The following is a 22,896-nucleotide window of genomic DNA, read 5'->3' on the forward strand; positions in this document are numbered from 1 at the left end:
GCAAATTAACGGTAATTAAACGACTTCGAGCGGACATTTTGGCAACGCATCAATGAATGACTGGCCGTAGCGTTTTACGAGGATGCGGTTGTCGAGGACGACGACGATGCCGGTGTCGGTCTTCGTGCGGATCAAACGGCCGACGCCCTGGCGGAATTTCAAGATCGCCTCGGGCAGGGAAAAATCGCTGAACGCATTTCCGCCATGGGATTCGATGTGCTCGATGCGCGCCTCGATCAGCGGATGGTCGGGCACCGCGAACGGCAGCCGCGTGATGATGACGTTCGAGAGCGCTTCGCCGGGCACATCCACGCCCTGCCAAAAACTGTCCGTGCCGAACAGCACCGAGTCCACGTTCTCTTTGAATTTTTCGAGCATTACCGAGCGCGGCGTGCCGGTGCCTTGCACATAACACTCCAGCTTGAGACGTTCAAAAAACGGCGCCATGCGGTCGGCGACTTCCTGCATCAATTTATAACTCGTAAACAGCACAAACGCCTTGCCGTGCGTCTGCGTCACAAAATGTTCCACCCACTGGATGAGGGCATCGCGATAACCGGCATCGCGCGGGTCAGGCATTTTTCCGGCGACGAACAATTTCATCTGCTTCTCGTAATCAAAGGGCGTGCCGACCTGCATGGCGGTGGCTTTTTCCGCGCCCACGCGCCGGACGAAATATGTGAGGCCGGGAAATTGGTTGCGCTGCATGCCGGACGCGCGCGGCGAGCGTTTGACTTTGTCGTCAGCGGCGGGAAGCTGGCGTTCGGAAATCGAAAGCGTGGCGCTGGTCATGATCACCGAAGTGTCCGCGCCAAAAAGGCGGCGGCGCAAATAATCAGCTACGTCAATCGGCGCAGCGTTGAGCGCGAGATTTTTTTGCGTCTTGCCCGCCCGCTCAACCCAATAAACATATTCGTCGGCGCTTTGACTGAGAAACATCGCGACTTCCTCGCGCAGTTCGCCGAGGCGGCGGTTGCACTCCATCAATTCCTGGCCAGTGTCAGCATCCTTGCTTTGTTTGATCAATTCGCCGACGGCTTCGCGCAATTTTTGAATCGGCAGCGTGACACTGTCCACGACCAGGTCGGGATGGCGGATGCGCAACTCCGTCCACACGCGGCGTTGTTTGGCGGCATCGTCGCCGCCGAATTTATCGCGCTCGGCAATTTGCCGACGCAAGTCTTCGCAGGCGGTCTCCACCTCGTCGAAAAACTTATCCGTCTCATCCAGCAGTTGCGCGACGAGCGAAACCGTCGGACCCTGGCGCAAGGTCGCGAGGATGCCTTTGTTGGTGCGCGGATTCCAAAGGCGTTGCAAGGAATAGCGCACCTGGCCGCTGGACACGCTGAGCCCGATGTGCCGCGACGCCACGCTCTCCATCTGGTGCGCTTCGTCGAAAATGACGAAATCGTTCTTGAATAAGATACCGCCTTCGACCTCTTCTTCCACGCCGCCGAGCAGTGTGAAAAATAAGGTGTGATTGAGCACGAGAACATCGGAGGACAAAATGCGTTTTCGCGCGCGTTGAAAAAAACAGACGCCGTTCTGCTGGCCGAATTCGGATTGATGCCCGCAAATTTTCGGCGAGCACAAGCCGCGTTCGGAACAAACATGCGACCACACGCGCATGTCCGGCTCGATCTCGAAATCCGACAGGCTGCCATCGGTGGTAGTCTTCGACCATTCGTGGATGCGCTGCAACTCGGCGGCCTCAGGCGAAGTGAACAAACTGTCCGCGTGCTGCATCGCTTTCATGAGGCGGCGCGAGCAGAGATAATTCGCGCGGCCCTTGAGCATGGTGTAGCTGAATTTCACCGGCAGGATTTTCTCGAGCATCGGCAAATCTTTTTGCGTGAGCTGCTCCTGCAAATTGATGGTGTGCGTGGAAACGATGGCTTTGCGGCCCTTGGCCACGGCGTGCAGAATGGCAGGCGCGAGGTAGGCAAGACTTTTGCCGACGCCCGTGCCAGCCTCGACCACCAAATGCTCACCAGTTTCGAGCGCCTTGGCGACGGCGACGGCCATGCGCTGTTGTTGCGGGCGAAATTCGAAGTTGCTCGCCTTGGACAAAATGCCGCTGGGTGAAAACAGTTCTTCCACTTGCGCCACGAGATCGGCGCCGGAACCGGCGGCCTGGGGATCAAGAATTGCGATCACGTCCGAGGCTGGCGCGTGACGATTTCCTGTCGCGCCTGGTTTTTCACGATGGCATTGGGCGCGAGCACGCCGCGCCAATTCGTGCAGGGATAGATAACCGAGCCGCGCCCGATGATGCTGCCGGGGTTCAACACGGAGTTGCAGCCGATGTCGGTGTTATCACCGAGCAGCGCGCCGAACTTGCGCAGGCCGGTATCGAACTCCACGCCTTCGTTTATGACTTTTACGTGACTGGCCATTAATTTTACGTTGGAGATTTTCACGCCCGCGCCGAGATGCGCCTTGTAGCCAAGGATGGAATCGCCGACGTAGCTGAAGTGCGGGACAGTCGCATAATTAAAGAGCATTGAATGTTTAAATTCGCACGCATTTCCGATCACGCAATGGTCGCCGATGATGACGTGTTCGCGGATATAAGCGTTGTGGCGGATTTCGCAATTCCGCCCGATGATCGCCGGGCCTTTGATCATCGCGCCGTCTTCGATCACGGTGCCAGCGCCGATGACGACTTCCGGCCCGATGAAAATCCGGCCGCGCTCATGCGGATACGAGGTCGAACTGACGTTCGCCTGGACATAAGCCTTGAGCTTTTTGAGCGCGTCCCACGCGTACGGACAATCCTCGAACAACTCCGTATGCTCGGTTTGGCTCAGATCGAAGAGGTCGCTAGGCTTTAGCATCTGAGTAAAATAAAGAATTTGTCCACAAGGGAAAGGCATTTTTAACCGCGGAGGTCCTTGCGGACGGCCACTGGAAGAAGGACGTTTTTAGCCACGGATGGAACACAGACTAAACACTGATTAAGGAATCCTTTTTTCTATGTTCAATCCGTGTTCCATCCGTGGCTAAGATTCCTGTCTTCCTCCGCGTCTCCGCGATTAAATTCGGCTTTGAATTTCTATTTCCCTGCGGTTTTTTCATGTTAAATTACTTCTGCTTTCAAAATAATTTTATGGACCTGACACAGACGGCTTACGGCACTTGGAACGGCGGACGCTACATGCACTTCGGCGAGGCGCTCAGCGAGGAACGGTTTATCCAGACGATTCAGCTTGCGTATCAAAAGGGCATTCGCACGTTCATGACAGCGGATGTTTATGGCGCGGGCGCGGCGGATGAAATGCTCGGGCGCGCGCTGAATGGTTTGCCGCGCGATTCGTATTGCCTCGTCGGCGCGATCGGGCACGATTTTTACAAGGGCGAACGCGCGGGCGCGAAAGGTTATCCGCGCTTCACTTCCACGCAAACTCCGGGTGAATACGCCTCTTACCTGCGCATGGCGACGGAGAAATCCCTGGCTCGTTGTCGCGTGGACAAGTTCGACTTGCTGATGTTGCACAACCCGGACTTCACTGGTTATTCGAATGAAAAAGTTTGGAGCGCAATGGACAAAGTGCGCGATGCGAAGCTGGCGGATCGTTTGGGCGTCGCACCGGGACCCGCGAATGGGTTCACGCTGGATGTCATCATGTGCCTCGAACGATTCGGCGCGTTGCTGGATTGGGCGATGATTATTTTGAATCCGCTGGAGCCGTGGCCGGGCCGTTTGGTTTTGCCGGCGGCCTCGCAGCATGACGTGAAGCTGATCACGCGCGTGGTGGATTACGGCGGGTTGTTTCACGATGACGTGAAACCGGGGCATCAATTCGGCCCACAGGATCATCGCACCTTTCGCCCGGCGGGCTGGGTGGAAGCGGGCGCGGCGAAGATCGAAAAATTGCGTGACATCGCGAAGGCGCATCATCTCACGATGCTGCAACTGTCCTGCGCGTGGAATCTTTCGCAGCCGCCGGTCAAGAGCGTGATCCCAACGCTGATCCAGGAGGTGGGCGCGAATGCGAAGCCGATTGAAGCGAAAGTTGACGAATTGGCGACGTTGCCTAACGTGAAATTGAACGAAGAGGAAATGGAAATCATCAACGAGATTGGCGACAACCAGGGTTGCATGGAGTTGAAGGGCTCAAATCGCGCGCACACGGGCGAGGCGCTGCCGGATCGCTGGAGCATTACGCAGGAGCATGAAGTGATCGCGAAGCGGTGGAGCATTGATCCGGATGCGGACCTGGCTTATACGCACAAGGCGGTGGCGTAAGTTTGTCAGCCACGGATGGAACACGGAGTGAACACTGATTTCTCCTGCGAGCGGCGTTGAGGGGGATTTAGATTCTGTATATTGAGTAGCGACTTGAATTCAATCCAATATGCTTAGCGAAAGTCCAATAATCATAGTCAGGCGGCTGTAGGTGTGTCATGCGCTTTGGCGATACCAAGTCAGTGAACAAAATAGTCTGCGCGCTGATCCTGCTGGCCGGTCTCAGCTTGAGCGCTCGTGCCGATGACGATCGTTTCGGTTTGGAGGTCACCAATGGCGGAGGTTACCACCTGGAGACTCATTTTAAGCAACGTGTGGCGGCCACGCTAACCACCAGCGCCATTTCTCCCGAAACAGTGGACGGAACCATCACTGTTTACGCTCCCATGCCTCCTGAATTGCCCATGCAACATTTGGTATCCTGCAATATCAGATGTCGCGACAACTTGGGAATTGCCCCCACCAAAGTGACGGACATTAAAAACCCCTTTCAACATTATCTTCGCCTGAATATTCCAGTCACGCCAACCTCACCGCAACATCCCCGCATTGTCGATATGACCTATGTGGTGGATCTTTATAGCGCAAAACTCGCGCCGGGCCCTTCACCAAAAGGAAGTGTATCGCCGATTCTACCGGCTTCATTCTCAATATTTACGCAGGAATCGAGTCGCGATGACTTTAATTCGCCGGCGTTCCAAAATTTTCTTAATGAGAAAGAGTTGAAACGGAAGGCAAATGAATCCGCCTTGGTTTTTGCCCAGCGTGCCTATCAAATTTTGCGCGATAACCTACATTACGTCGGCCATCCCTTTTCGGGTAAAGCTTCCACTTTGTGTCAGACCTTGACGGGTGATTGCGGTGTTTACGCCATCATGTCGGCTTCCACGCTGGCGGCAAATGAAGTGCCGGTCGCCACGTTTCCCGGGCGGTGGGCATATGATGAGAAGGCGGACTACGGCCAATTCCATTGCTTCAATGGATTCTTTGAGCCGGGGGTCGGTTGGATCACTTTCGACGCGCTCAACAAGTTCGGTTCAGTGGATGGCAACTTCATTGCCTTCAGTCTTACCTCTGACGATTGTCCCGAACCTGGAATCACCCGCCCGCTCTGGCAATTTCAGATTGGGATTTACCATGGTCACTCCCCTTATCATCCCCACTTTGAAGATCATTGGCATGTCAAAGTAGTATCGCGATAGCGACTCCAAAAAGTTTGATTACCTATTTTTTTGGTTCAAGGGATTTGTGGGAGCCGTCGCAGTATGGTTGTTTTTTGGAGAGGCCGCAGACGCAATCGTTCATGCCTTTTCCGGCGAGGATTTTGGGCAGGCATTTTTCGATGCGCGACTCGCGCGTCACGGATTGTTTGGGGGCGGAGAAAAAGAGGTTGTAGGCGCGCTGGCGTCCGGGGGTCAGTGCCTTGAAGGCGGTGTTCAGGGCGGGGTTTTTCTTTAATTTATTTTGAAGTTCCTCGGGGAATTTGAGGTTGGCAATCGCTTTGAATTCGACTTTGAGGCCAGCTTTTTCGGCTTCGATGGCTTCAAGGATGTAGGCTTTCAGCGTCGGTTCCATTTCGGTGATTTGCTGGACGCTGGTGAATTTAACCCAGCGGCCTGACTGTGAATTCTCGCCGGGTTTGAGGAGGATGCGTTTGGGGTCTTTCAGCAGTACGCCTTTGAGGAAGCCAAGGGCGCAGGATTCTTTGAGTCCATACATGATAACCAGGTTGCTATCATGAAAGGTGTAACAAGGTTTACCCCACTTGAAATCTTCGGTGAGGGGGGAGTCGAGCAGAATGGCCCGCAATTTCGCGAATTCTTCCTGCCACTTTTCGGCTTTGCTTAGATGCGCGTCAACCTTGGGATTGGTTTTGGCAGTGGAAGTCGGCTGGACGGTTTTATTTCTTGTGCTCATACATCATACAGGTTTGGCTTTCCTCATATTATCACGAATCGTAAAAAAAGTGAATCGGAGATGAGGAAGCCGCGGGTGTGCGATCACGGGCCTTAGCTCGTTTTAGCTTGAGGCCACGCCGGTGCGAACTGCCATTCGATCAATTAACGGAAAACTACGCCGTCGGGTTGACCGTTGATTCCTGAATCTTCACAGGCCCAGCCGATAGAACATCTGCCCGCTGGAGATTGGATTGGTCACAGTGTTCTGGCCGTTGACGATGGTAGGCGCGGGAGTATTGGTGCTCCAAACGGCTGAGAAAAGGTTTGTAGTAGATTGCAAAACCAATCCCGGAGCGTTGGTTGGCCAGGTCAAAACTAAATTGGTTCCGGAACGATTTATTGTCAGTGGCGGCGGCGATGGCAAAGAAAAGCTGAAGATCGTGCCAGTGCCGAGAAGGCCACCGGAAGTAGTCGTTCCATACAAGGTGTTGCCTGATAAAATCAAGCCGGTGAACGGGTAAGCACCGTCGCTGTTGGTAAGGTTCCCAAAAGAAAATGCTCCCGCGCTAAAGGTATATAAATCGGTAAACCCTGATCCGTCCGTGTTCAGGCTGAAGATGGTTCCGTGGCCGAAAGAGCCAGCGGTGCCGGCGGTTCCGTAGAGGGTATTACCCACTAAAACTAATCCAGGTTCCGGGTTGGCGCCTTCGCTATTAGTGCCATTATAACTGCTATTACCCGAAGATGCTGAAAAATAATATAGGTTCGTAAAACCCGTCCCATCCGTATTGAGTTTGAAGATCGTGCCATTGGCCGAAGGGCCGCCGAAGGTTGCCGCCCCGTATAGAGTGTTGCCCGATAATATCAGGGAAAGCGGTCTTGCGCCGTCGCTGTTGTCGGGCGACGAGCGGGAAGTTGCCGTGAAAGAATGAAGCACCTTAAAGCCCAGGCCGTTCGTGCCCATTCTGAAGATCGTGCCGCTGCCCGAACCGCCCAGCAACGCCGCGCCAAAAAAGTTAGTGCCAGAAATCAACCCGGCAATGGGATTGGCTCCGTCCGAACCACCGGTGAAGGTGTGCAAGTTGGTAAAGCCCGTGCCACCGGTGCCGCCCGCGAAGATTGTGCCGTTGCCGGAAGCGCCGCCGAACGCCGAGGTTCCGAACAAGGTATTATTCGTGAAAATTAAAGCGGAGTTGTAAAGAATGTCGGATAGTTGGTTGGGTGGAAAATTGACAAAATTATTCAGGTCGGCAAAGCCAGTGCCATCGGTGTTGACCTTAAAAACGGTGCCGGCATCCAAAGGGCCCGCCGTTTCCGTAACGCCATATAACGAGTTCCCGGATAAGATTAGATTTGAATAGGGTTCCGCGCCATCACGGTTAGTCCATTGGGTGTTCGAGTCGATCAAAACGGGTGACGTGAAAGTATATATGTTTGTGAAAGTTGAGTTATCCAGATTGAACCCGTATATCAAGCCGTAATCGGCGGCGCCGCCTCCCAAGGTAATTGCCCCATATAGAGAACGGCCCGATAAAGTCAGGTTTGCGCTCGGTGAACCTCCGGTGGCAGTTCCATAGGCTGCGAAGTTATATAGAGGCTTAAAGGTCTGTGCCGACACGGAGCCAGTATTGACCAAGCTGGAAGCCGCTATCAGCGCAGGTAGAACTAGACAGTTTTTTATAATCCTTTTAAGAAAAATCATTCGGGCGACAAATTATGAAAATAAGTTTATTAGCACAAGCTTGTTCTTTATATTTAGTTGATCTCAATTAAGAGGCGTCTTGCTTGGCATCGAAAACCTGTATTGTAAGGCCATGATCGAATCAAATGGCGCAAATGTCGCGCAGCATTTCACCGAATTTCTGGCGAAGGTTGAGCGTGGTGAAACGATCCGAATACGCGATCACGGACGGATGATCGCCCGCATAGCGCCGGACTGTGATTTTATGGCGGGACAACAGGCGGCTGAATTGTTCCTGGGACATCGCGCGGATGCCGAAGCTCCGGACGCTATAGCCGGGGAACTTAGAAACGGTTGAAACCGTTTTTTGCGCGGGCCGGAGTGTTTTTCCCTCAACTGAAGTTGAGGGTTAATGAGAAGTAATCGGCTAGTATGGCGGTTTTGGCTCCAGGTAGAAATTCTATCGTCCCTATCGGGACCTCGGTTAAGCGGCGGCGGTTTAAAAAGAGGAAAGTTTTGGCTTCCGCTGGGCACTAATTTAATAGGAAAATTTCCCCAAAACATCCGTGTTTTATTTCGTGTTCCATCTAGATTTTATCTTTCCTCCGCGCCTCCGTATCTCCGCGGTTAAAAATTCGCCTCCGTCCTCACCATCAACGACCACTTGCCACCAACCGCTTTTCAGCCCATAGTACCATACGTTTTCGCAGCATGAGCACAGCCGCCATACCGCCAGCCAGTCGCGCGGACCAACCCGCCGCCGCGCCCGCGCCGGATTTTTCCAAACCGGTCGTCAAACCCCGTAAAAGCACCCTCAAACTCATCGGCGAAGTCCTCGACCACGGCGGCCCCGGCTACCTCCAATTCGCCATCACCAACATCTGCAACGCCAAGTGCGACTTCTGCGGCTTCGCCGTGGACCGCTTCGACCCCAAGCAACGCCGCAGCGTCACGCTCCAGGAAGCGCGCGACGTTATTGACATCGCCGTGCGCAACCACATCGGTTACCTCCTCTTCGTCGGCGGGGAACCCCTCGCGCACAAGGATCTTCGCGCCATGGTCCGCTACTGCGCCGAGTCCGGCATCCACCCGATGCTCTGCACCAACGGCTCCCTCTGGACCGAACAAAACATGCGCGCGCTCGCCTCCGACGGCCTCAGCAGCGTCATCATGTCCATTGATTCGCACGACGTGGCGAAGCACGAAAAAAATCGCGGCCTGCCCGACGTCTGCCGCAAGATCAAACACGCCAACGAAGTCTTCAAAGAACTCGGCATCCAGACCACTGCCAGCGTCACCGCCAGCAAGCTCATTGACGACTACGAAAAACTTCCCGGCTTTCTAAAAACCCTCGGCTTCACCAGTTGCACCTTCAGCTACCCGCTCACCTCGCTCGCTTCGAGTTACTTGAGCTTCAGCGATTCCAGCCTCGTCAATTATAAGACTGACGAACTCATCGCCGTCTTTGAAAAAATCAAGCAGATGAAATCCAACAGCGGTTTCCCCGTCGTGAACCCGCAGGAATCCCTGACCGAAATGCAGCGCCACCTGCGCAAAGAACCCGAAAAATTCGGCTGCCTCGGCGGCCACAAATATTTCTATCTCGATTGGAATTTGAACCTCTACCGTTGCCACGCCTGGGAAACCCCCATGTGCAACATCTATGAATTCGACCAATCCAAACTCATCCGCGATGGCTGTACCCGCTGCATGATTGATTGCTACCGCGACCCCAGTGTCATGCAATTCATCGCCATCAGCGCGAGCGACGCCTACAACAACCTCAAGCGCGGCAAAGTCCTCGCCGCCGCAAAAAATATTTTCGATTCCCGCAACCTCACCTCCATCAAAGCCGTATGGGACGACCGCAAATGGATCGGCGAAGTTTAAACCATGATAGAAATAATATGGCGATAAAGTTTGCCGCCGCGCCGCCTCTGAGTCCGAATAATTACGGATGCGACGTACGTAATCATTCATCTGCTTTGCCCTTGCGAGATTGTGAGCGTTCGACGTATTTACATCACGAAGTTTGAAAGAGTTACCTGATGAAAACCTTTGACGTATTGCCATCCGAGCCCGAGCCGCTGTCCCGCCGGTTTAAGTTCATCCACACCGAGAAGGAGAACCGCCAGTCGTTCATCATCGTCTGCATTTTTCTCTGGTCCATACTCACCTATTTGTTCATCACGCACTTCGTCATGATGGCCGTCGAGATCAAAGGCGCCAGCATGTGGCCCACGCTCCTCGATGGCCAGCGCTACATGCTCTATCGCGCGCCTTACCACTGGCGCGCGCCACACCGCGGCGAAATCGTCGTCATCCGCGATCCCGAAGACCATCAGCTTTCCATCAAGCGCATCGTCGGCTTGCCCAACGACCTCATCGAGATCCGCCACACCGGCGTCTATATCAACAACATCAAATTTTCCGAACCCTATCTCACGTCGTTCTCGACCTGGGCCTCCGGCAATCGCCTGGTCAAGCCCACCCGCCTTGGCCCCTCGGATTATTTCGTGATGGGTGACAATCGCGACCGCAGCGCCGACAGCCGCATCTACGGCGCCGTCCCGCGAAATTTCATCCTTGGCGTCATCAGCAAAACAAATTAAAATCCGGGGATGACAAGTTTTTGTCGTCCCAACCTCCAACCTGCCTGCCCGCTCGGAGTGCGAACCCACTGAATCCATGAGCCTCAAACTCTATTTCCTCCGCCACGGTCAAACTGCTTTCAGCCGCGACAACGCCTTCTGCGGCGCCGGCCTCAATCCCGAACTCACCGCCGACGGCCAGGCGATGGCCGAATGTTTCGGCAAAGCCTATCAAAGCCTTCCCTGGGCCGCCGTTTATGCGAGCCCCTTGAAACGCACCATCGCCACCGCCAAGCCGCTCTGCGATGCCATCGGCGCGCAGATGGAATTGCGCGAAGACCTGATGGAAATTCGCTACGGCAAATGGGAAGGCAAATCCATCCCTGAAGTCACCCAGGAATTTCATGACGATTATATCCGCTGGTCCGCCGATCCCGCGTGGAACGGCCCGACCGAAGGCGAACAAGCCGTCGTGATCGCCCGCCGCGCGCTCCAGGTCGTCGAGGAAATCCGGCAGAAATTCACCACCGGCAATGTGCTCGTCGTCTCGCACAAAGCCACCATCCGCATCATCCTGTCGAGCCTGCTGGGAATTGACGTGGGCCGCTTCCGCTATCGCCTCGCGTGCCCGGTCGGCTCGGTGAGCCAGGTTGAATTCACCCACGAAGGCCCGCTGCTCCACACCCTCGCCGATCGCGCCCATCTTGATGCCCGCCTTCGCTCCTCGCGCGGCACCTGAAAAAATTTCTCCACAGCAGCGGCGGTGCCCATGACCGCCGAATTCTTGAATGGGAGGCCGAGCGTACTCGCGAGCCGTATCTAAAACAATACCCCGCCTCCGCTGCCGCACGATCGAACCTCAAAGTATTCATCCCCCTCCCCGCAACAATGTGGGAGAGAGACCACTTATCTTTTGCGAACGTGAAAACGAAACTTCAGATTCATTCACAAAACTAAAAAAGAAAACGGCGCTCGATCGAGCGCCGTCACTTTCTGAATTATAAATAAGAATCGCCGCCGATTCTTTTTCCGCGATTAAAATGAAACCGTCTCGTTCGTCCGCGCGGCATCCGTCACCCCCCACAAATTGATCGGGTTCAAGCTCGCGCCGTATTTCAAGTAGCGCGCGCTGCCATCGGCGAACGCGTGGTTCGATCCGCCCGACAAAATTCCCGAGGCGCCGATGCCCGTGTGTTGCGACCCATTGTTGCTGCTCGAATGGCGGCCCAATTCCAGTTCCGTCAAATCGTTTCCGTAACCCTCATACAGGTCCATGTAATATTGGGAGGAGTCCGAACGCTTCTCGCCGAAAGCGATTGTTTCCGAAGGATACTGAATGCTGATGGATCTCAACGCGAACGGCGAGTTGCCATTCATGTAAGTGGTGAAGTCGGATTCGGTCAACGACTGCTGGAAGAAATCATTCCACCCATTGATCATGTAACTGCGCGGCGCGGCATCCGCGGAATATTTATTGGTGTCGTAACCAGAGGTGGTCGTCATCGGCACGCCGGGACCGTCCGTCGGGCAGCGCAGAACCTGGACCGTTTGATAACTGTTCTGCAGCGAATAAGGCCAGCGGCCCGCCGTCACGCGCGTCGGAAAAAATCCGTCGTTGTCATCGCTGTACATCATCACGGAAAGACCAAGCTGCCGGAGATTATTGATACACGCGGTGCGGCGGCCCATCTCTTTCGCGCGCGCCAGCGCCGGCAGTAACAGCCCCGCCAGGATCGCGATGATCGCGATCACCACGAGTAACTCGATTAAAGTGAAACCCCGGTGATTTTCCTTCGCCCCATTTTGCATGCGTGTCGTGTTTGTCATAACAATTAGTCCAGTTGTCTTTCCGTTGTCTTTTATCTAGGCATAACCAGCCCACTCAGCTTACTCTGGGCACTAAGCAAACCCTGTGCCCAACCGATTAAATGAACATCTCGAATATTTTGCCGCGCCCAGCGTCATTCATCTTTGAATGAGCAAAAAAAACTTCATTATCTTGTCCGTGGCCCTGGCGGCGGTCGTGGCCCTTTATTTTTACCTGTATAAAGACTCATTCAGCCGCGCCACTATTCAAATCTCTCACACAATTCGCCCGCGCGGCTCCTTCTTCACCCGCCGCGCGCAAAACGCCCCTGCCGATGCTGACATGAATCTGGTCATGTTCCGGCTCGAACACGCGCATAAACTCACGTGTATCAAGGTGATTCCCATCCCTGAACTCGAGACGAACAAATATGCCCACCCCATTTGGGACATCGTCTCCGATTCCAATTCCGTTCCCGTCCAGGCCTTTTCGTATGGCACGCGCATCCGCGGGATGCATCCCACCGTCAAGGGAGCCACGCCTGATCCGTTGCAACCGAATGTGCCCTACCGCTTATTCGTCGAAGCCGGGCCAATCAAGGGCGAGCACGACTTCACCATCACCGAGGCAAATCATCTCGCGCAATAATCTGGACGAACCAAAGCACAGTTTGGTTACGTTTATTTGAAGATCAGGAAAATTTTTCCCGCGCAAAAGTTGCGCAGCTTGCGCACCCCGCGCGCAACTTTTGTATAGAAGCCATCTCAATAAACCGCCTTGGATCGCCTTGCGACCACGAACCCTGACCCGGACAGAGGGGTGACTCATCCCATACCCAACGCGTCCAAAATGATAGGGCCGCGTTGCCGCTCCGCCTCAGTCCTGAAAGGACGACAGAAATTTGTCCACCACTTTGGCGGTGAGTCTTCGTCTCGTTCAAACCAAGTCCCGACAGGGACGAAAGAATCTCGTCACAAAATTTCCCGATCACGAATTGCGGCGCGGAGAACATTTTCTGCCGCGCGAGAGGTGGGTGCGCGGGCTGGTTATTTTCCGGCGCGGAGTTTTTCTTTTTTTTCTTCTTTTTCGGCGGTCAAGGTCTTGCGGTCGCTGAGGAGTTGTTTTTCCAACTGCGACATGGTTTCGACGTCGCCTTTTTCGGCGGCTTTTTGCATTTGCTCTTTTACGAAGAGTTCGCGCTCGGCGATCTTGGCGGCGTATTTTGAATCTATTTCGGCAAGGTCTTTTTTCTGTTGATCGGTCAATTTGACGGTGGGCGAGTTTTTGTTCAACCGGTCCATCGCGAGTTCGTAAGCGGATTTCATAAATGGTTCGTAGAAAATATTTGGACTTCGGAAAAACGATCAGGAGGCTCCGGGCTTTTTCTTCCAGGGCATTTCGGGAAACTTTTGTTCGACCTTCACGTTTTCCAATTTCGGTTTGGCCATCGCCAGTTCGTCATTTTCCACGGGGGCACCGCCGGGCGCGGTCATGTTTTCTTTCCATGACGCGATGCGCGCCTGCAAGCCGTGGTGTTCGGCGGTTTTTTTATCGCCGCTTTTCATGTAAAACAGCGAAAGGTTGGTGTGGACGAGTTGTTCCTTGGGCTTGAGCGCCTCGGCTTTGTGGCCTTCGGCAATCGCGGTCGCATAATCGCCTTTGCGATAATAGGCCATGCCGAGCGAAAGCTGAGCGTCGAAATAGTGGGAGTCTTCCGCCAGGATGGCGCGCAATTTCACGATGGCCGAATCGTAATCGGCCGTGCTGAAATCATACATCGCGTCGTCGTATTGGTCCTGAAGGGTGGACATAAAAAGCTTTTGACAAGTCATGGTATCCCACGAAAGTAGTGCCCGCAACTCCTGTTGCAGCGTAACCGTTTCGCCGGGAGGGCGCGCAAATCCATGCCCATTAAATTAATTTCGACTGACTTCGACGGCACGCTGTTCGCCGAGTTCGCGAATCCGCCCATCCCGCTTGAATTGCAACAACTCATCGGCGACTTGCAGGCGCGCGGGGTGAAGTGGGTGATCAATACGGGGCGCGATATGCCGGGCCTTTGGGATGCGCTGGGGCGCTCGCGCGTTTCCGTGAGGCCGGATTATCTGGTGCTGGTCGAGCGCGAGATCCACGGTCATCAGGAATCGCAATATGTTGGCTGGCACGATTGGAACGATGCCTGCCAGCGGGATCACGAAAAACTTTTTGTCCAGGTGCGCGCCGATTTGCCGCGGCTGGTGAGCTGGGTGAATTCGCGTTTCAACGCGACGGTTTATGAGGACGCGTATTCGCCATTTTGCCTGCTCGCGGGGAATAACGCCGATGCCGACGCGATCCATCAATATATGGAGGATTATTGCCTCGAAGTGCCGAACTTGAAAGTGGTGCGCAACGATGTGTATGCGCGGTTCTGCCACGCCGCATATAATAAAGGCACGGCGCTGGCGGAGATTTGCCGGCGGTTGGGCATTTCTGCGGGCGAAGTGCTCGCGGCGGGGGATCATCTGAATGACTTGCCGATGTTGCTGCAGGAGTTCGCGCAGTTTTTGGTCGCGCCGGCCAATGCGATGGAAGAAGTCAAAACTGTGGTGCGAAAACAAAATGGTTTTGTGAGTGAATTGCCGCAGGGCTGGGGCATCGCGGAGGGTTTGCGCTTCTACGCGGAGAAATTTTAGTGGCGATTTTTTGGCATTTTGCAACTAATTCGACAGTGGCTTGAAAATTAGAATGGCTAATTTAGCGAATATTTGTTGGTGCGCGGAATTGGGTTGTTTTTGTAAATCGTTATTAATAAGCATGATACAATACTAGATTCCGATTGCGCGCGAATGGGGGGGATGTTAGCTTGATTGTGCAATGATGCCGCGTCGCCGATAAAAAAGCGTCGCGGCGGTTTTGCCTAACAGTCTGTAAAAATTAAAAAAAACTTTCATGAGTGAAGCAACAATGACCGCCCAACCGTCGGGCGGCGCGCCCAAGGTGTCCAAAGTTTCGGAAGCCGTTATCCGCATCGCCGGTAATTCGCAAGACGGTATTCAAGCGATCGGCGGATTTCTTGCGCGTCTCGCCGGCCGCAGCGAACAGGAAGTCATGACGTTCATGACGATTCCCGCGACCATTTCTGGCGGGCCGTCCATCTTCCAAGTGCGCATCGGCTCCGGCGAAGTGCTGAGTTCCGGCGACGAAGCGGATGTGCTTATCGCCTTTTACCAGCATTCCTACGAGGGCCATATAAGCTCGCTCAAAAAGGACGGCATCGTGCTTTACGATTCCGACCACGTCGTGCCGAATCCTGAATTGGAAAAGACGTATCATCACATCGGCGTGCCGATCTCCGGCCTGACGGTCGAAGCCATCGGCGGCACGGCCAAGGACAAGGGCAAAAATATTTACACGCTCGGCCTGGTGGCAAAGATGTTCGACCTCAATGTGCCCAAGCTCGAAAAACTTATCGGCGAACGCTTCACCGGCAAAGACCCGAGCATCTTGAACAACGCTCTCGCCGCGTTCCACGCCGGCTACAGTCATTCGCTCGGCAACGTGGTCGAGACTTTCAAGTTTGTTGACAGCCAGAAACGCGCCGGGACGCAAGTCGTCATGAATGGCAACGAAGCGCTCGGCTACGGCTTGCTCGCCGCGGGCGTGCGGTTCGGCGCCGGTTATCCGATCACTCCCTGGTCGGACATCATGGAATTGCTCCGCCGCGAGTTGCCCAAATACGGCGGCACCTTCGTGCAAACCGAAGACGAAATCGCCGCGATCTCGATGGCGATTGGTTCGAGTTACTCCGGTCGCGTCGCCGTCACCGGCTCCAGCGGCCCCGGCATCTCGCTCAAGACCGAAGCCCTCGGCTGGGCGGTCATGGCGGAAATCCCACTGGTCATCGTGGATGTCCAGCGCGGCGGACCTTCGACCGGCATGCCGACGAATGTTGAACAGTCCGACTTGAACATTGCCTGTTACGGCGGCCACGGCGATTCCCCCCGCGTCGTCATTGCCCCGGCGAACGTCGAAGATTGTTTTTACATGGCCATCGAGGCCGTGAATATCGCCCGCAAATATAGCGTGCCGGTCATCATGCTTACCGACCAAGCCATCGCCACGCGCATCGAAGCTTTCACTGAGCCGAACCTCGAAAAAGTTGTCCAGGACATTTCGCCTGATTTTACCCCCGTGCCGGACCACAAGCCTTACGATTTGTCCGCGCCGGATGGCATCACCCATCACGTCGCTCCCGGCACGCGCATCCTGAGCGGCAAATATCCAGTCGCCACTGGACTTGAACATGACGAACTCGGCCACCCAACCGGTTCACCGAAATTGCACATGCAGATGAGCGCCAAACGCCGCAAGAAATTGCAAGCCCTCGGCGCTTCGTTGCCCGTGCCAAAAATCTACGGCCCGTCCGAAGGCAATGTGCTCCTCGTCGGTTGGGGTTCGACCGAAGGTCCAGTCAAGGAAGCCGTGGATCGCGCCCGCGCCGCTGGCGACAGCGTTTCCTCGATTCACTTGAAGCATTTAAATCCGCTCCCCAACGGTCTCGAAAATATTTTCGCCGGTTTCAATCACGTGCTCGTGGTGGAAATGAATGACGAAGGCCTCTACGGTTACGGCCAGTTGGCGGGCATCCTGCGCGCCCGTTATGGCGACCCGAAAATCCGCGGCATCAACAAGACCGACGGCCTCACCTTCAAAGTCAAAGAGATCGTCGAGAAAGCGCGCGGCCACGTTTCCGAAGGCATGCGCAAACAATAATTTAACCCAGTCACATTTTTTATATATATGAGTTCATCCCTTACCGATATCCCCGCTCGCGGGGGCAACATCACCAGTGTCTCCACGCCCGTCGTCGAGGAACGCAAAGGCCTGACCAAAAAAGAAATCGCCGCCGACCATCCGACGTGGTGCCCGGGCTGCGGGGATTTCTCCGTGCTCGCGCTCTATTTCAAGCTGATCGAAAAGCGTAAGATGATCCATGAAAAGATCACCACCGTCGCGGGCATCGGTTGTTCGAGCCGCTTCCCGTATTTCGTTCAGGCCCACGGCGTGCATTTCATTCACGGCCGCGCACTGCCCTTCGCCAGCGGCATTTCACTCAGCCGGCCCGACCTGCATGTGTTCGTGTTCGGCGGCGATGGCGATGCCTTCTCCATCGGCGGCAATCATTTCAACCACACCGCCCGCAAAAATATCAAGATGACCTACTGCGTCATGGACAACTGGGTTTACGGCCTGACCAAAAAGCAGACCTCGCCCACTTCGCCCATCGGTTTCAAAAGTAAGACTGACGTCGGCGGCGCACTCGACCAGCCGATCAATCCGATGAAACAAGCGATCGCCGCTGGCGCGACCTTCGTCGCTCGCACGACGCACACCAATCCGAACCACGTTTTGCAAATGATGGAAGCCGCAATGGACCACGACGGTTTCAGCTTTATCGAATGCTTGAGTGAGTGCGTGGAGTTCTACGAAGGCGCGTTCGATGCCTCCAACCCGCGCAAAGGCGGCGTGTTCAATACCGTCCCTGCCACCCACGACGTCACCGACGAAGCCGCCGCCTATAAACTGGCCGGCGAAGCTTTTCCTGGAAGCTTCGGCATCTTCTACAAGTCCAATCGAGCGACCAAAAATGCGAACGAACAAAAAATCATTGCCGCCGCCCGCGAAAAAACCGCGAGCCTGAAAGACTGGCAAATTCTCCAGAAGAACTTCGACCGCCTGAAATAATTTTAATCGCAAAACGATCACGCGAACGAGTTCACAGGAAACTGTGAACTCGTTTTTTTACAAAATTAGGAAGGTTTTGCGGATTTCCGAATTGCCTCTTTAATTAAAATGCAAATGATTCGAATTACAACCACCACGAAACCAACCATCAAACCCGCAAAAATTAACACCGCCGGTCGAAACCCAAAAATATGTAATTGTACCGGCAGTTCGTTGAAGCCCTTTATCTGCCACTGCAACACCAGCGTCTGCGGTGATCCCAAATCAATCGCTTTTTGAAAAGCGGTCTTTGCTAACTGAAAATCGCGATGACTGCTCGCCAGCAAACCCAGCATTACCCAGCACGCAGGTTGTTTTTGATTCAGAGTGGCCATATATATGACCCCCCGCTCGAGATTGCTGTTCGTGCCTAAATCCCAATTTTTTTCATAGCCCATTAACCCATCCGAGTGACCCAACTGATTAAGCCGTTGAAGCTCGTCGAAGCTCAGTGAGTTTGTGGTGAAGATTCTCTTTGTTTCATCATTCGCGTATTTAAGTTCGTTGGAATCAGGAAGCTCTTCGCGTCCTGACGAATAAAAATAATCGGGCCCAAAGAACAAATATTTTAAATCCGAGAAAAGCGCACCCGTAAACTCATCCACATAGACATGCCGCAACTGATACTCCGGGCTCGCGCTCAAATACTGCAACAACGCCAGATGATATTTCTCCAAACCAAAATGCGCGTCGGGATTTATTTCTAAATCGCGGCGAATTTCTTTTTCCGCGTCCGCATAACGGCCGAGCAAATGATACGCCGTCCCCAAATTCGCATGCACACCGTAATCACCGGCGAATTTATTTGTCAGCGGCTCCAATATTTTCACCGCCACAGCCGATTGCCCGAGCCGGATATAAGCGCCCGCAAAATCATTCCACCACGCTGGGTCATTCGTCTGGGGATTCGCCTTTAGCTTCGCGATCCGGTCAGTGAGATCTTTTACGTCCGGCGTTTCTGTCTTCGGATTAAGAATTGCCTGCGCCAAAGTCGGATGCTCGTGTTTCTCCTCCCACAAAGTTTTTGAATCCCAAACGCAAGCATGCGCGACCGAGCCCAGCCCAAACAAAATCGCCAGCGACACTCCCAGGGAAATTTTCACTAACGCAACATGCCTCAGCCAGTCCTCAAAAACAAGCCGCGAAAAATCAGGAATGCAAAAATTCTCACCACTCTACCAAGCCCGCGCATATTGCACCGGCGGCGTGATGGCATCTTTGCGGCGCAACGCCAATTCTGCCGTGCGCGGCCAATAAGCATCGCGCAAAAATTCGCGCGCAAGCAACACGAGATCGGCGCGATGGTTGCGGATGATTTCGTCCGCGTGCGTCGGCTCGGTGATGAGGCCCACGGCGGCGGTGGGAATATTCGCCTCGCGGCGGATGCGTTCGGCAAAGGGAATTTGGTAACCCGCGCCCGTGGGAATTTTCTGCGCCGGCGAATTCCCACCCGAACTGCAATCAATCAAGTCCACGCCTTCGCCTTTCAATCGCTTGCACAACTCAACGCTCTGCTCGATGTCCCAGCCGCCCGCAACCCAATCCGTGCAGGAAATCCGCACCGTGAACGGCAGGCGTTCCGGCCATACGCGCCGTGCGCCGCGCGTGAGTTCGAGCGCGAAGCGAATCCGATTCTCGAAACTGCCGCCGTATTGGTCATCGCGCTTATTGGAAAGCGGCGAAAGAAATTCGTGCGCCAGATAACCGTGCGCACAATGGAGTTCGAGCCATTCACAACCCGCGGCTAGCGCGCGTCCGGCAGCGGCGGCGAATTGGCCCTGCACCAGCGCAATCTGTTCAAGCGTCATCGCACGAGGAACTTTGTTTAAATCTTCGCCCCACGCGATGGCGCTCGGCGCAAGCATCGGCCAGCCGCCGGCGTCATCGGGCAACTGCGCGCCGCCATCCCACGGACGTTTTGCGGAAGCCTTGCGGCCCGCGTGTGCGATCTGGATGCCCGGAACCGCGCCTTGCTGTTTGATGAAACGATTGATGCGCGCAATCGGTTCGACATGTTGATCGCCCCAGATGCCCGCATCGCCGGGCGTGATGCGGCCCTCCGGCGAAACCGCCGAAGCCTCCGCGATCACCAGTCCCGCGCCGCCAACCGCGCGCGAACCGAGATGAACCAAATGCCAATCCGTCGCCACCCCATCCTCCGAAGAATATTGGCACATGGGCGAGACGCCGATGCGATTACGCAGCGTGACGGATTTGAGCGTGAACGGTTGAAAAAGATGCGGAGCGTTGATGGCGTCGTTACTCATGCGCGTGCATGATAACACAAAAAATTATTTTGGACGAAGCGAAAGAAAACACCGCGACAATATAAAGCGCCCGATTGTTTTCACTTTTTGATAGCTTTAAGGACCTCGGGAGGAATGATCGGCTCCGTTCCGGGGCCGATGGTTTTGACCCTGCCTTTGACCGTCACGTCCACCTGAGGGGCGTTAGTTCCATGTGAAATATATTGGACGCTGTAAAACTCCAATGGAAAATTCCAGCCCATGATATTCGTCGAAGTGTGAACCCGATAATTGAAAAGAGGCAGATTATTTGTGGTGATCAGATTGATGCTTTCCGGCAAACCGAGTTCATCGTGAAACACCGAAGTTTGATCGGTCCAATGGAAAATATATTCCTTCCAAAAGTCGCTGGTTGGATAAACGGTGCGCCCTGCCTGCTTTAGTGTTAACCCGGAACAAAAGGCCAGCCAGCCAACCTTCGCCGGCAAATCAAATGTCATAATATCTGCCACGCCCACGGGACGGCCCGGATTTCCGTCGGTTGAAGGAAAAACCCGCGTCTGCCGATGGATACCGCGACCCACATAAATCTGCTGGGAATTCAAGTCCGTGGCATTCGTCACCGCCGTCTCTTCAATGATTTCCGTGCCGGTAAACCAGCGAGTCGTGTGTAGAGTCTGTATCATCCAGGTATTGGTTCCCACGACGCATCTAACCGTCCGGGGACTAAAAATACTGCCAATTCTCGGTCCTTTGAACTGTTCGCGCGGAGGGTCGCTCATTAGCATATAATCCCAATCCGTCGCTTCGATCTCAGCGGTGACTTCCACAAATTGCGCTGCCGAACAACGAAGTGCCATCAAAAGAAAGAGAATCCCAATGCAGATGTAAATCCATCCGCAAGATAGTTTTGAAATTCTCATAGTGCCCCGTTCCTTTTCTGCTGAAATTCAATTCAGCCACGATGCGTTAGTGGGAAATCAGAGCCACGTTAGTCAAATGCGCAGTTTTGTCGAGATGAGTCTGCAGATGACGTATGAGCTTGAAATTTCAAACCACAGTGGCGCTCTACGTAGCGATAACAGATAAAACCTGGAGCCAGTAAATAATCTTCGCGGGAATTTCGGGGCAGGACCAGGCACAAGATATGATTGGACCTAAGTATTCATTCCTCGCCGCAGTTAAAACTTCTTCTCCGCCCCCGACCGCAATGTCCGCACATCAATTCCATCCATCCCCGCCGACGCGATCGCTTGCAAGCCAATGTCCGTATCCTCATACGCGCGGCAAAATTGTGGCGCCACGCCGATGCGCCGTGCCGCTTCCAGAAAAATATCCGGCGCGGGCTTTTGATTCACCACGTCTTCACTCGTCACCACCGCATTGAACAAATGCCGGATGCCCAAATGTTCCAGCACTTTGATGATCACCGGCTGATTCCCGCCCGATGCCACCGCCATCGGAATCTTGCCAAAATTTTCCCGCGCCACGTCCACCACGATATGGATGGGCTCGACCTGCGCCAGCATCGTGAGATATTCCTCTTCCTTCTCGTGCGCCACCGCCAGATTGTCCACCGGCACGCCCTGTTCCTGGCTGAGCATTTTCAAAATGTCCCGCGACGGCACGCCGCCCAACGAATAAAAACGGTCCTCGGGAAAATGCAGCCGATGGCGTTCCGTCACGGCCTTCCAAACTTTCCAATGCAGCGGCATCGTGTCGGCCAGCGTGCCATCACAATCAAAGACGATCCCGCGCGGTTCAAATTTTGTGTTGCTCATGCAGATTTTCTTCCAAAAAGTTGAGGATTATTTTTTCGTAACGGTCTTTGTCAAATATGTGCAGATCCTGATGCCGCGCGTTTTCAAACGGAACAAATTGTTTTGGCTCCGCTGCTCGCGCGAAAATCTCCTGCGCCTCGCTGAATTTCGTATGTGTGTCCTTCGTGCCGGCGAGAAACAGCTTGGGCACGGTAATCTTTTCGACGCGCTCGATGGGGCATAAATCGCTGGTGCTGCAGCCAATCCGATATTTAATTTGTGATGTCAATAACGGCGAAAGGCATCGCCCCGCCGGACCAAGCCGCATTTCCATGCGATCTTTGGTTGCCTCAATCACATTCGGATACATCATCTCAAGCACCAATGCCTGGACTTGCAAAGGCGGCTCGGCCAGCACGGCGGCGGCAGCTCCAAGCGATTCGCCAATCACAGCAATCGGTTCGCGAGGAAATCGGCCCTTCACAAAAGCAACTGCGGCTTGTGAATCGCGGCTTTCCAGATGGCCAAGAGTGATGACCTTGCCGATGCTTTCACCGTGCGCTTGAAAATCGAACAACAATACCGCGTAGCCCGCCTGATATAAAAATTGCGCGCGTGACTCCATCGCCCTTCGATCTCCGCGAATCCCATGCTGCAAAATGATGACGCCGTGCGGCGCGTTCGGCGAGATGAGCCAGCCATGAATTGTCGCACCGCTTTGACTGGGAAAAACTACGTCTTCAAAACGTGAATCTTTTGGCGCGGCAATCGGATGATTGGCTGGCGCAGTCAGTTCCCCGCCCACCTTCCACGCCACGGTCGCGCTTGCTATAACTCCTATCGCCATCAGCCCAACGAGCCCTTTCCACCATCGTTGAAAAAAGCGCTTCATCGCATC

22 protein-coding genes are annotated in these 22,896 nt (G+C 54.3%); 10 read left to right on the top strand and 12 right to left on the bottom strand.

Translation table 11 applies throughout. From position 1 onward, the window contains the following. Positions 1–15 precede the first annotated feature (15 nt). Both VH413_04565 and VH413_04570 read right to left on the bottom strand, forming a co-directional pair. A complete protein-coding gene (locus tag VH413_04565; GenBank protein HEX3797953.1) occupies positions 16–2,157 on the bottom strand; it encodes a helicase C-terminal domain-containing protein in 2,142 nt (713 codons plus the stop codon). Continuing rightward, entirely contained in the window at positions 2,154–2,837 is a 684-nt protein-coding gene (locus VH413_04570; GenBank protein HEX3797954.1) for a UDP-N-acetylglucosamine diphosphorylase, read from the bottom strand. Before VH413_04570 ends, VH413_04565 begins: the two co-directional genes overlap by 4 nt. 272 nt (positions 2,838–3,109) lie before the next feature. Here VH413_04570 and VH413_04575 point away from each other — a divergent pair, with 272 nt between their 5' ends. Together VH413_04575 and VH413_04580 are read left to right on the top strand one after the other, a co-directional pair. Next, positions 3,110–4,249 carry an aldo/keto reductase gene (locus tag VH413_04575; GenBank protein HEX3797955.1) on the top strand — a complete coding sequence of 380 codons (1,140 nt, stop codon included), beginning with the start codon at positions 3,110–3,112 and terminating at the stop codon, positions 4,247–4,249. A 182-nt stretch (positions 4,250–4,431) separates the two neighbouring features. After that, complete coding sequence (locus VH413_04580) at positions 4,432–5,451, top strand: transglutaminase family protein (GenBank protein ID HEX3797956.1); 1,020 nt, start codon at positions 4,432–4,434, stop codon at positions 5,449–5,451. Between the two features lie 22 nt (positions 5,452–5,473). Here the strand turns inward: VH413_04580 and VH413_04585 are convergent, their stop codons facing one another. Next, positions 5,474–6,166: a DUF1801 domain-containing protein gene (locus VH413_04585; protein ID HEX3797957.1), complete on the bottom strand. Its 693-nt coding sequence runs from the start codon at positions 6,164–6,166 to the stop codon at positions 5,474–5,476. A gap of 189 nt (positions 6,167–6,355) precedes the next feature. Next, the gene (locus VH413_04590) at positions 6,356–7,849 is read right to left on the bottom strand and encodes a choice-of-anchor tandem repeat GloVer-containing protein (protein HEX3797958.1); all 1,494 of its coding nucleotides are present in this window, start codon (positions 7,847–7,849) and stop codon (positions 6,356–6,358) included. Positions 7,850–7,928: 79 nt separating this feature from the next. On the opposite strand from VH413_04590, the gene VH413_04595 reads away from it, so the two are divergent. The 4 genes from VH413_04595 (at position 7,929) to VH413_04610 (ending at position 11,158) form a co-directional block, all read left to right on the top strand. Further along, the gene (locus VH413_04595) at positions 7,929–8,186 is read left to right on the top strand and encodes a hypothetical protein (GenBank protein ID HEX3797959.1); all 258 of its coding nucleotides are present in this window, start codon (positions 7,929–7,931) and stop codon (positions 8,184–8,186) included. A gap of 353 nt (positions 8,187–8,539) precedes the next feature. Beyond that, positions 8,540–9,718 (top strand): radical SAM protein, encoded by a 1,179-nt coding sequence (locus VH413_04600; GenBank protein ID HEX3797960.1) that lies wholly within the window; start codon positions 8,540–8,542, stop codon positions 9,716–9,718. A gap of 158 nt (positions 9,719–9,876) precedes the next feature. Then, positions 9,877–10,440 (top strand): signal peptidase I, encoded by a 564-nt coding sequence (gene lepB, locus VH413_04605; protein HEX3797961.1) that lies wholly within the window; start codon positions 9,877–9,879, stop codon positions 10,438–10,440. Positions 10,441–10,516: 76 nt separating this feature from the next. Further along, a complete protein-coding gene (locus VH413_04610; protein HEX3797962.1) occupies positions 10,517–11,158 on the top strand; it encodes a histidine phosphatase family protein in 642 nt (213 codons plus the stop codon). A gap of 296 nt (positions 11,159–11,454) precedes the next feature. Here the strand turns inward: VH413_04610 and VH413_04615 are convergent, their stop codons facing one another. Further along, positions 11,455–12,246: a prepilin-type N-terminal cleavage/methylation domain-containing protein gene (locus tag VH413_04615; protein ID HEX3797963.1), complete on the bottom strand. Its 792-nt coding sequence runs from the start codon at positions 12,244–12,246 to the stop codon at positions 11,455–11,457. A gap of 148 nt (positions 12,247–12,394) precedes the next feature. On the opposite strand from VH413_04615, the gene VH413_04620 reads away from it, so the two are divergent. Continuing rightward, on the top strand, positions 12,395–12,874 hold the full coding sequence (locus VH413_04620) for a hypothetical protein (protein ID HEX3797964.1): 480 nt from the start codon (positions 12,395–12,397) through the stop codon (positions 12,872–12,874). A 398-nt stretch (positions 12,875–13,272) separates the two neighbouring features. Here the strand turns inward: VH413_04620 and VH413_04625 are convergent, their stop codons facing one another. Then, the gene (locus tag VH413_04625) at positions 13,273–13,551 is read right to left on the bottom strand and encodes a hypothetical protein (GenBank protein ID HEX3797965.1); all 279 of its coding nucleotides are present in this window, start codon (positions 13,549–13,551) and stop codon (positions 13,273–13,275) included. Positions 13,552–13,590: 39 nt separating this feature from the next. Continuing rightward, positions 13,591–14,037, bottom strand: a complete 447-nt coding sequence (locus VH413_04630) for a hypothetical protein (GenBank protein ID HEX3797966.1) — start codon at positions 14,035–14,037, stop codon at positions 13,591–13,593. Between the two features lie 93 nt (positions 14,038–14,130). Between VH413_04630 and VH413_04635 the strand changes: the two genes are divergently transcribed. The 3 genes from VH413_04635 to VH413_04645 all read left to right on the top strand — a co-directional run bounded on the left by VH413_04635 (position 14,131) and on the right by VH413_04645 (position 17,953). Further along, the gene (locus tag VH413_04635) at positions 14,131–14,901 is read left to right on the top strand and encodes an HAD family hydrolase (GenBank protein ID HEX3797967.1); all 771 of its coding nucleotides are present in this window, start codon (positions 14,131–14,133) and stop codon (positions 14,899–14,901) included. Between the two features lie 256 nt (positions 14,902–15,157). Next, on the top strand, positions 15,158–16,981 hold the full coding sequence (locus tag VH413_04640; GenBank protein ID HEX3797968.1) for a 2-oxoacid:acceptor oxidoreductase subunit alpha: 1,824 nt from the start codon (positions 15,158–15,160) through the stop codon (positions 16,979–16,981). Positions 16,982–17,008: 27 nt separating this feature from the next. After that, positions 17,009–17,953, top strand: a complete 945-nt coding sequence (locus VH413_04645) for a thiamine pyrophosphate-dependent enzyme (protein ID HEX3797969.1) — start codon at positions 17,009–17,011, stop codon at positions 17,951–17,953. Positions 17,954–18,018: 65 nt separating this feature from the next. Here the strand turns inward: VH413_04645 and VH413_04650 are convergent, their stop codons facing one another. From VH413_04650 to VH413_04670, 5 genes are all read right to left on the bottom strand, one after another. After that, the gene (locus VH413_04650; GenBank protein ID HEX3797970.1) at positions 18,019–19,095 is read right to left on the bottom strand and encodes a tetratricopeptide repeat protein; all 1,077 of its coding nucleotides are present in this window, start codon (positions 19,093–19,095) and stop codon (positions 18,019–18,021) included. A 72-nt stretch (positions 19,096–19,167) separates the two neighbouring features. After that, positions 19,168–20,259: an NADH:flavin oxidoreductase/NADH oxidase gene (locus tag VH413_04655; protein ID HEX3797971.1), complete on the bottom strand. Its 1,092-nt coding sequence runs from the start codon at positions 20,257–20,259 to the stop codon at positions 19,168–19,170. A gap of 80 nt (positions 20,260–20,339) precedes the next feature. After that, positions 20,340–21,068: a hypothetical protein gene (locus VH413_04660; protein ID HEX3797972.1), complete on the bottom strand. Its 729-nt coding sequence runs from the start codon at positions 21,066–21,068 to the stop codon at positions 20,340–20,342. 351 nt (positions 21,069–21,419) lie between these two features. Next, entirely contained in the window at positions 21,420–22,019 is a 600-nt protein-coding gene (locus VH413_04665; GenBank protein HEX3797973.1) for an HAD-IA family hydrolase, read from the bottom strand. After that, positions 22,000–22,890, bottom strand: coding sequence for an alpha/beta fold hydrolase (locus VH413_04670; protein ID HEX3797974.1), 891 nt, complete (start codon positions 22,888–22,890; stop codon positions 22,000–22,002). The genes VH413_04665 and VH413_04670 overlap by 20 nt, the downstream gene beginning before the upstream one ends. Between the last annotated feature and the right edge of the window lie 6 nt (positions 22,891–22,896).

This window comes from Verrucomicrobiia bacterium, from assembly GCA_036268055.1.
GTDB lineage: Bacteria > Verrucomicrobiota > Verrucomicrobiia > Limisphaerales > Pedosphaeraceae > DATAUW01.

Coding starts and splice junctions, on each gene's coding strand:
- VH413_04670 (HEX3797974.1), bottom strand. CDS start 22,890: ATGAAGCGCTTTTTTCAACGATGGTGGAAAGGGCTCGTTGGGCTGATG.
- VH413_04615 (HEX3797963.1), bottom strand. CDS start 12,246: ATGACAAACACGACACGCATGCAAAATGGGGCGAAGGAAAATCACCGG.
- VH413_04575 (HEX3797955.1), top strand. CDS start 3,110: ATGGACCTGACACAGACGGCTTACGGCACTTGGAACGGCGGACGCTAC.
- VH413_04585 (HEX3797957.1), bottom strand. CDS start 6,166: ATGAGCACAAGAAATAAAACCGTCCAGCCGACTTCCACTGCCAAAACC.
- lepB (HEX3797961.1), top strand. CDS start 9,877: ATGAAAACCTTTGACGTATTGCCATCCGAGCCCGAGCCGCTGTCCCGC.
- VH413_04640 (HEX3797968.1), top strand. CDS start 15,158: ATGAGTGAAGCAACAATGACCGCCCAACCGTCGGGCGGCGCGCCCAAG.
- VH413_04620 (HEX3797964.1), top strand. CDS start 12,395: ATGAGCAAAAAAAACTTCATTATCTTGTCCGTGGCCCTGGCGGCGGTC.
- VH413_04645 (HEX3797969.1), top strand. CDS start 17,009: ATGAGTTCATCCCTTACCGATATCCCCGCTCGCGGGGGCAACATCACC.
- VH413_04610 (HEX3797962.1), top strand. CDS start 10,517: ATGAGCCTCAAACTCTATTTCCTCCGCCACGGTCAAACTGCTTTCAGC.
- VH413_04625 (HEX3797965.1), bottom strand. CDS start 13,551: ATGAAATCCGCTTACGAACTCGCGATGGACCGGTTGAACAAAAACTCG.
- VH413_04665 (HEX3797973.1), bottom strand. CDS start 22,019: ATGAGCAACACAAAATTTGAACCGCGCGGGATCGTCTTTGATTGTGAT.
- VH413_04590 (HEX3797958.1), bottom strand. CDS start 7,849: ATGATTTTTCTTAAAAGGATTATAAAAAACTGTCTAGTTCTACCTGCG.
- VH413_04600 (HEX3797960.1), top strand. CDS start 8,540: ATGAGCACAGCCGCCATACCGCCAGCCAGTCGCGCGGACCAACCCGCC.
- VH413_04630 (HEX3797966.1), bottom strand. CDS start 14,037: ATGTCCACCCTTCAGGACCAATACGACGACGCGATGTATGATTTCAGC.
- VH413_04635 (HEX3797967.1), top strand. CDS start 14,131: ATGCCCATTAAATTAATTTCGACTGACTTCGACGGCACGCTGTTCGCC.
- VH413_04655 (HEX3797971.1), bottom strand. CDS start 20,259: ATGAGTAACGACGCCATCAACGCTCCGCATCTTTTTCAACCGTTCACG.
- VH413_04570 (HEX3797954.1), bottom strand. CDS start 2,837: ATGCTAAAGCCTAGCGACCTCTTCGATCTGAGCCAAACCGAGCATACG.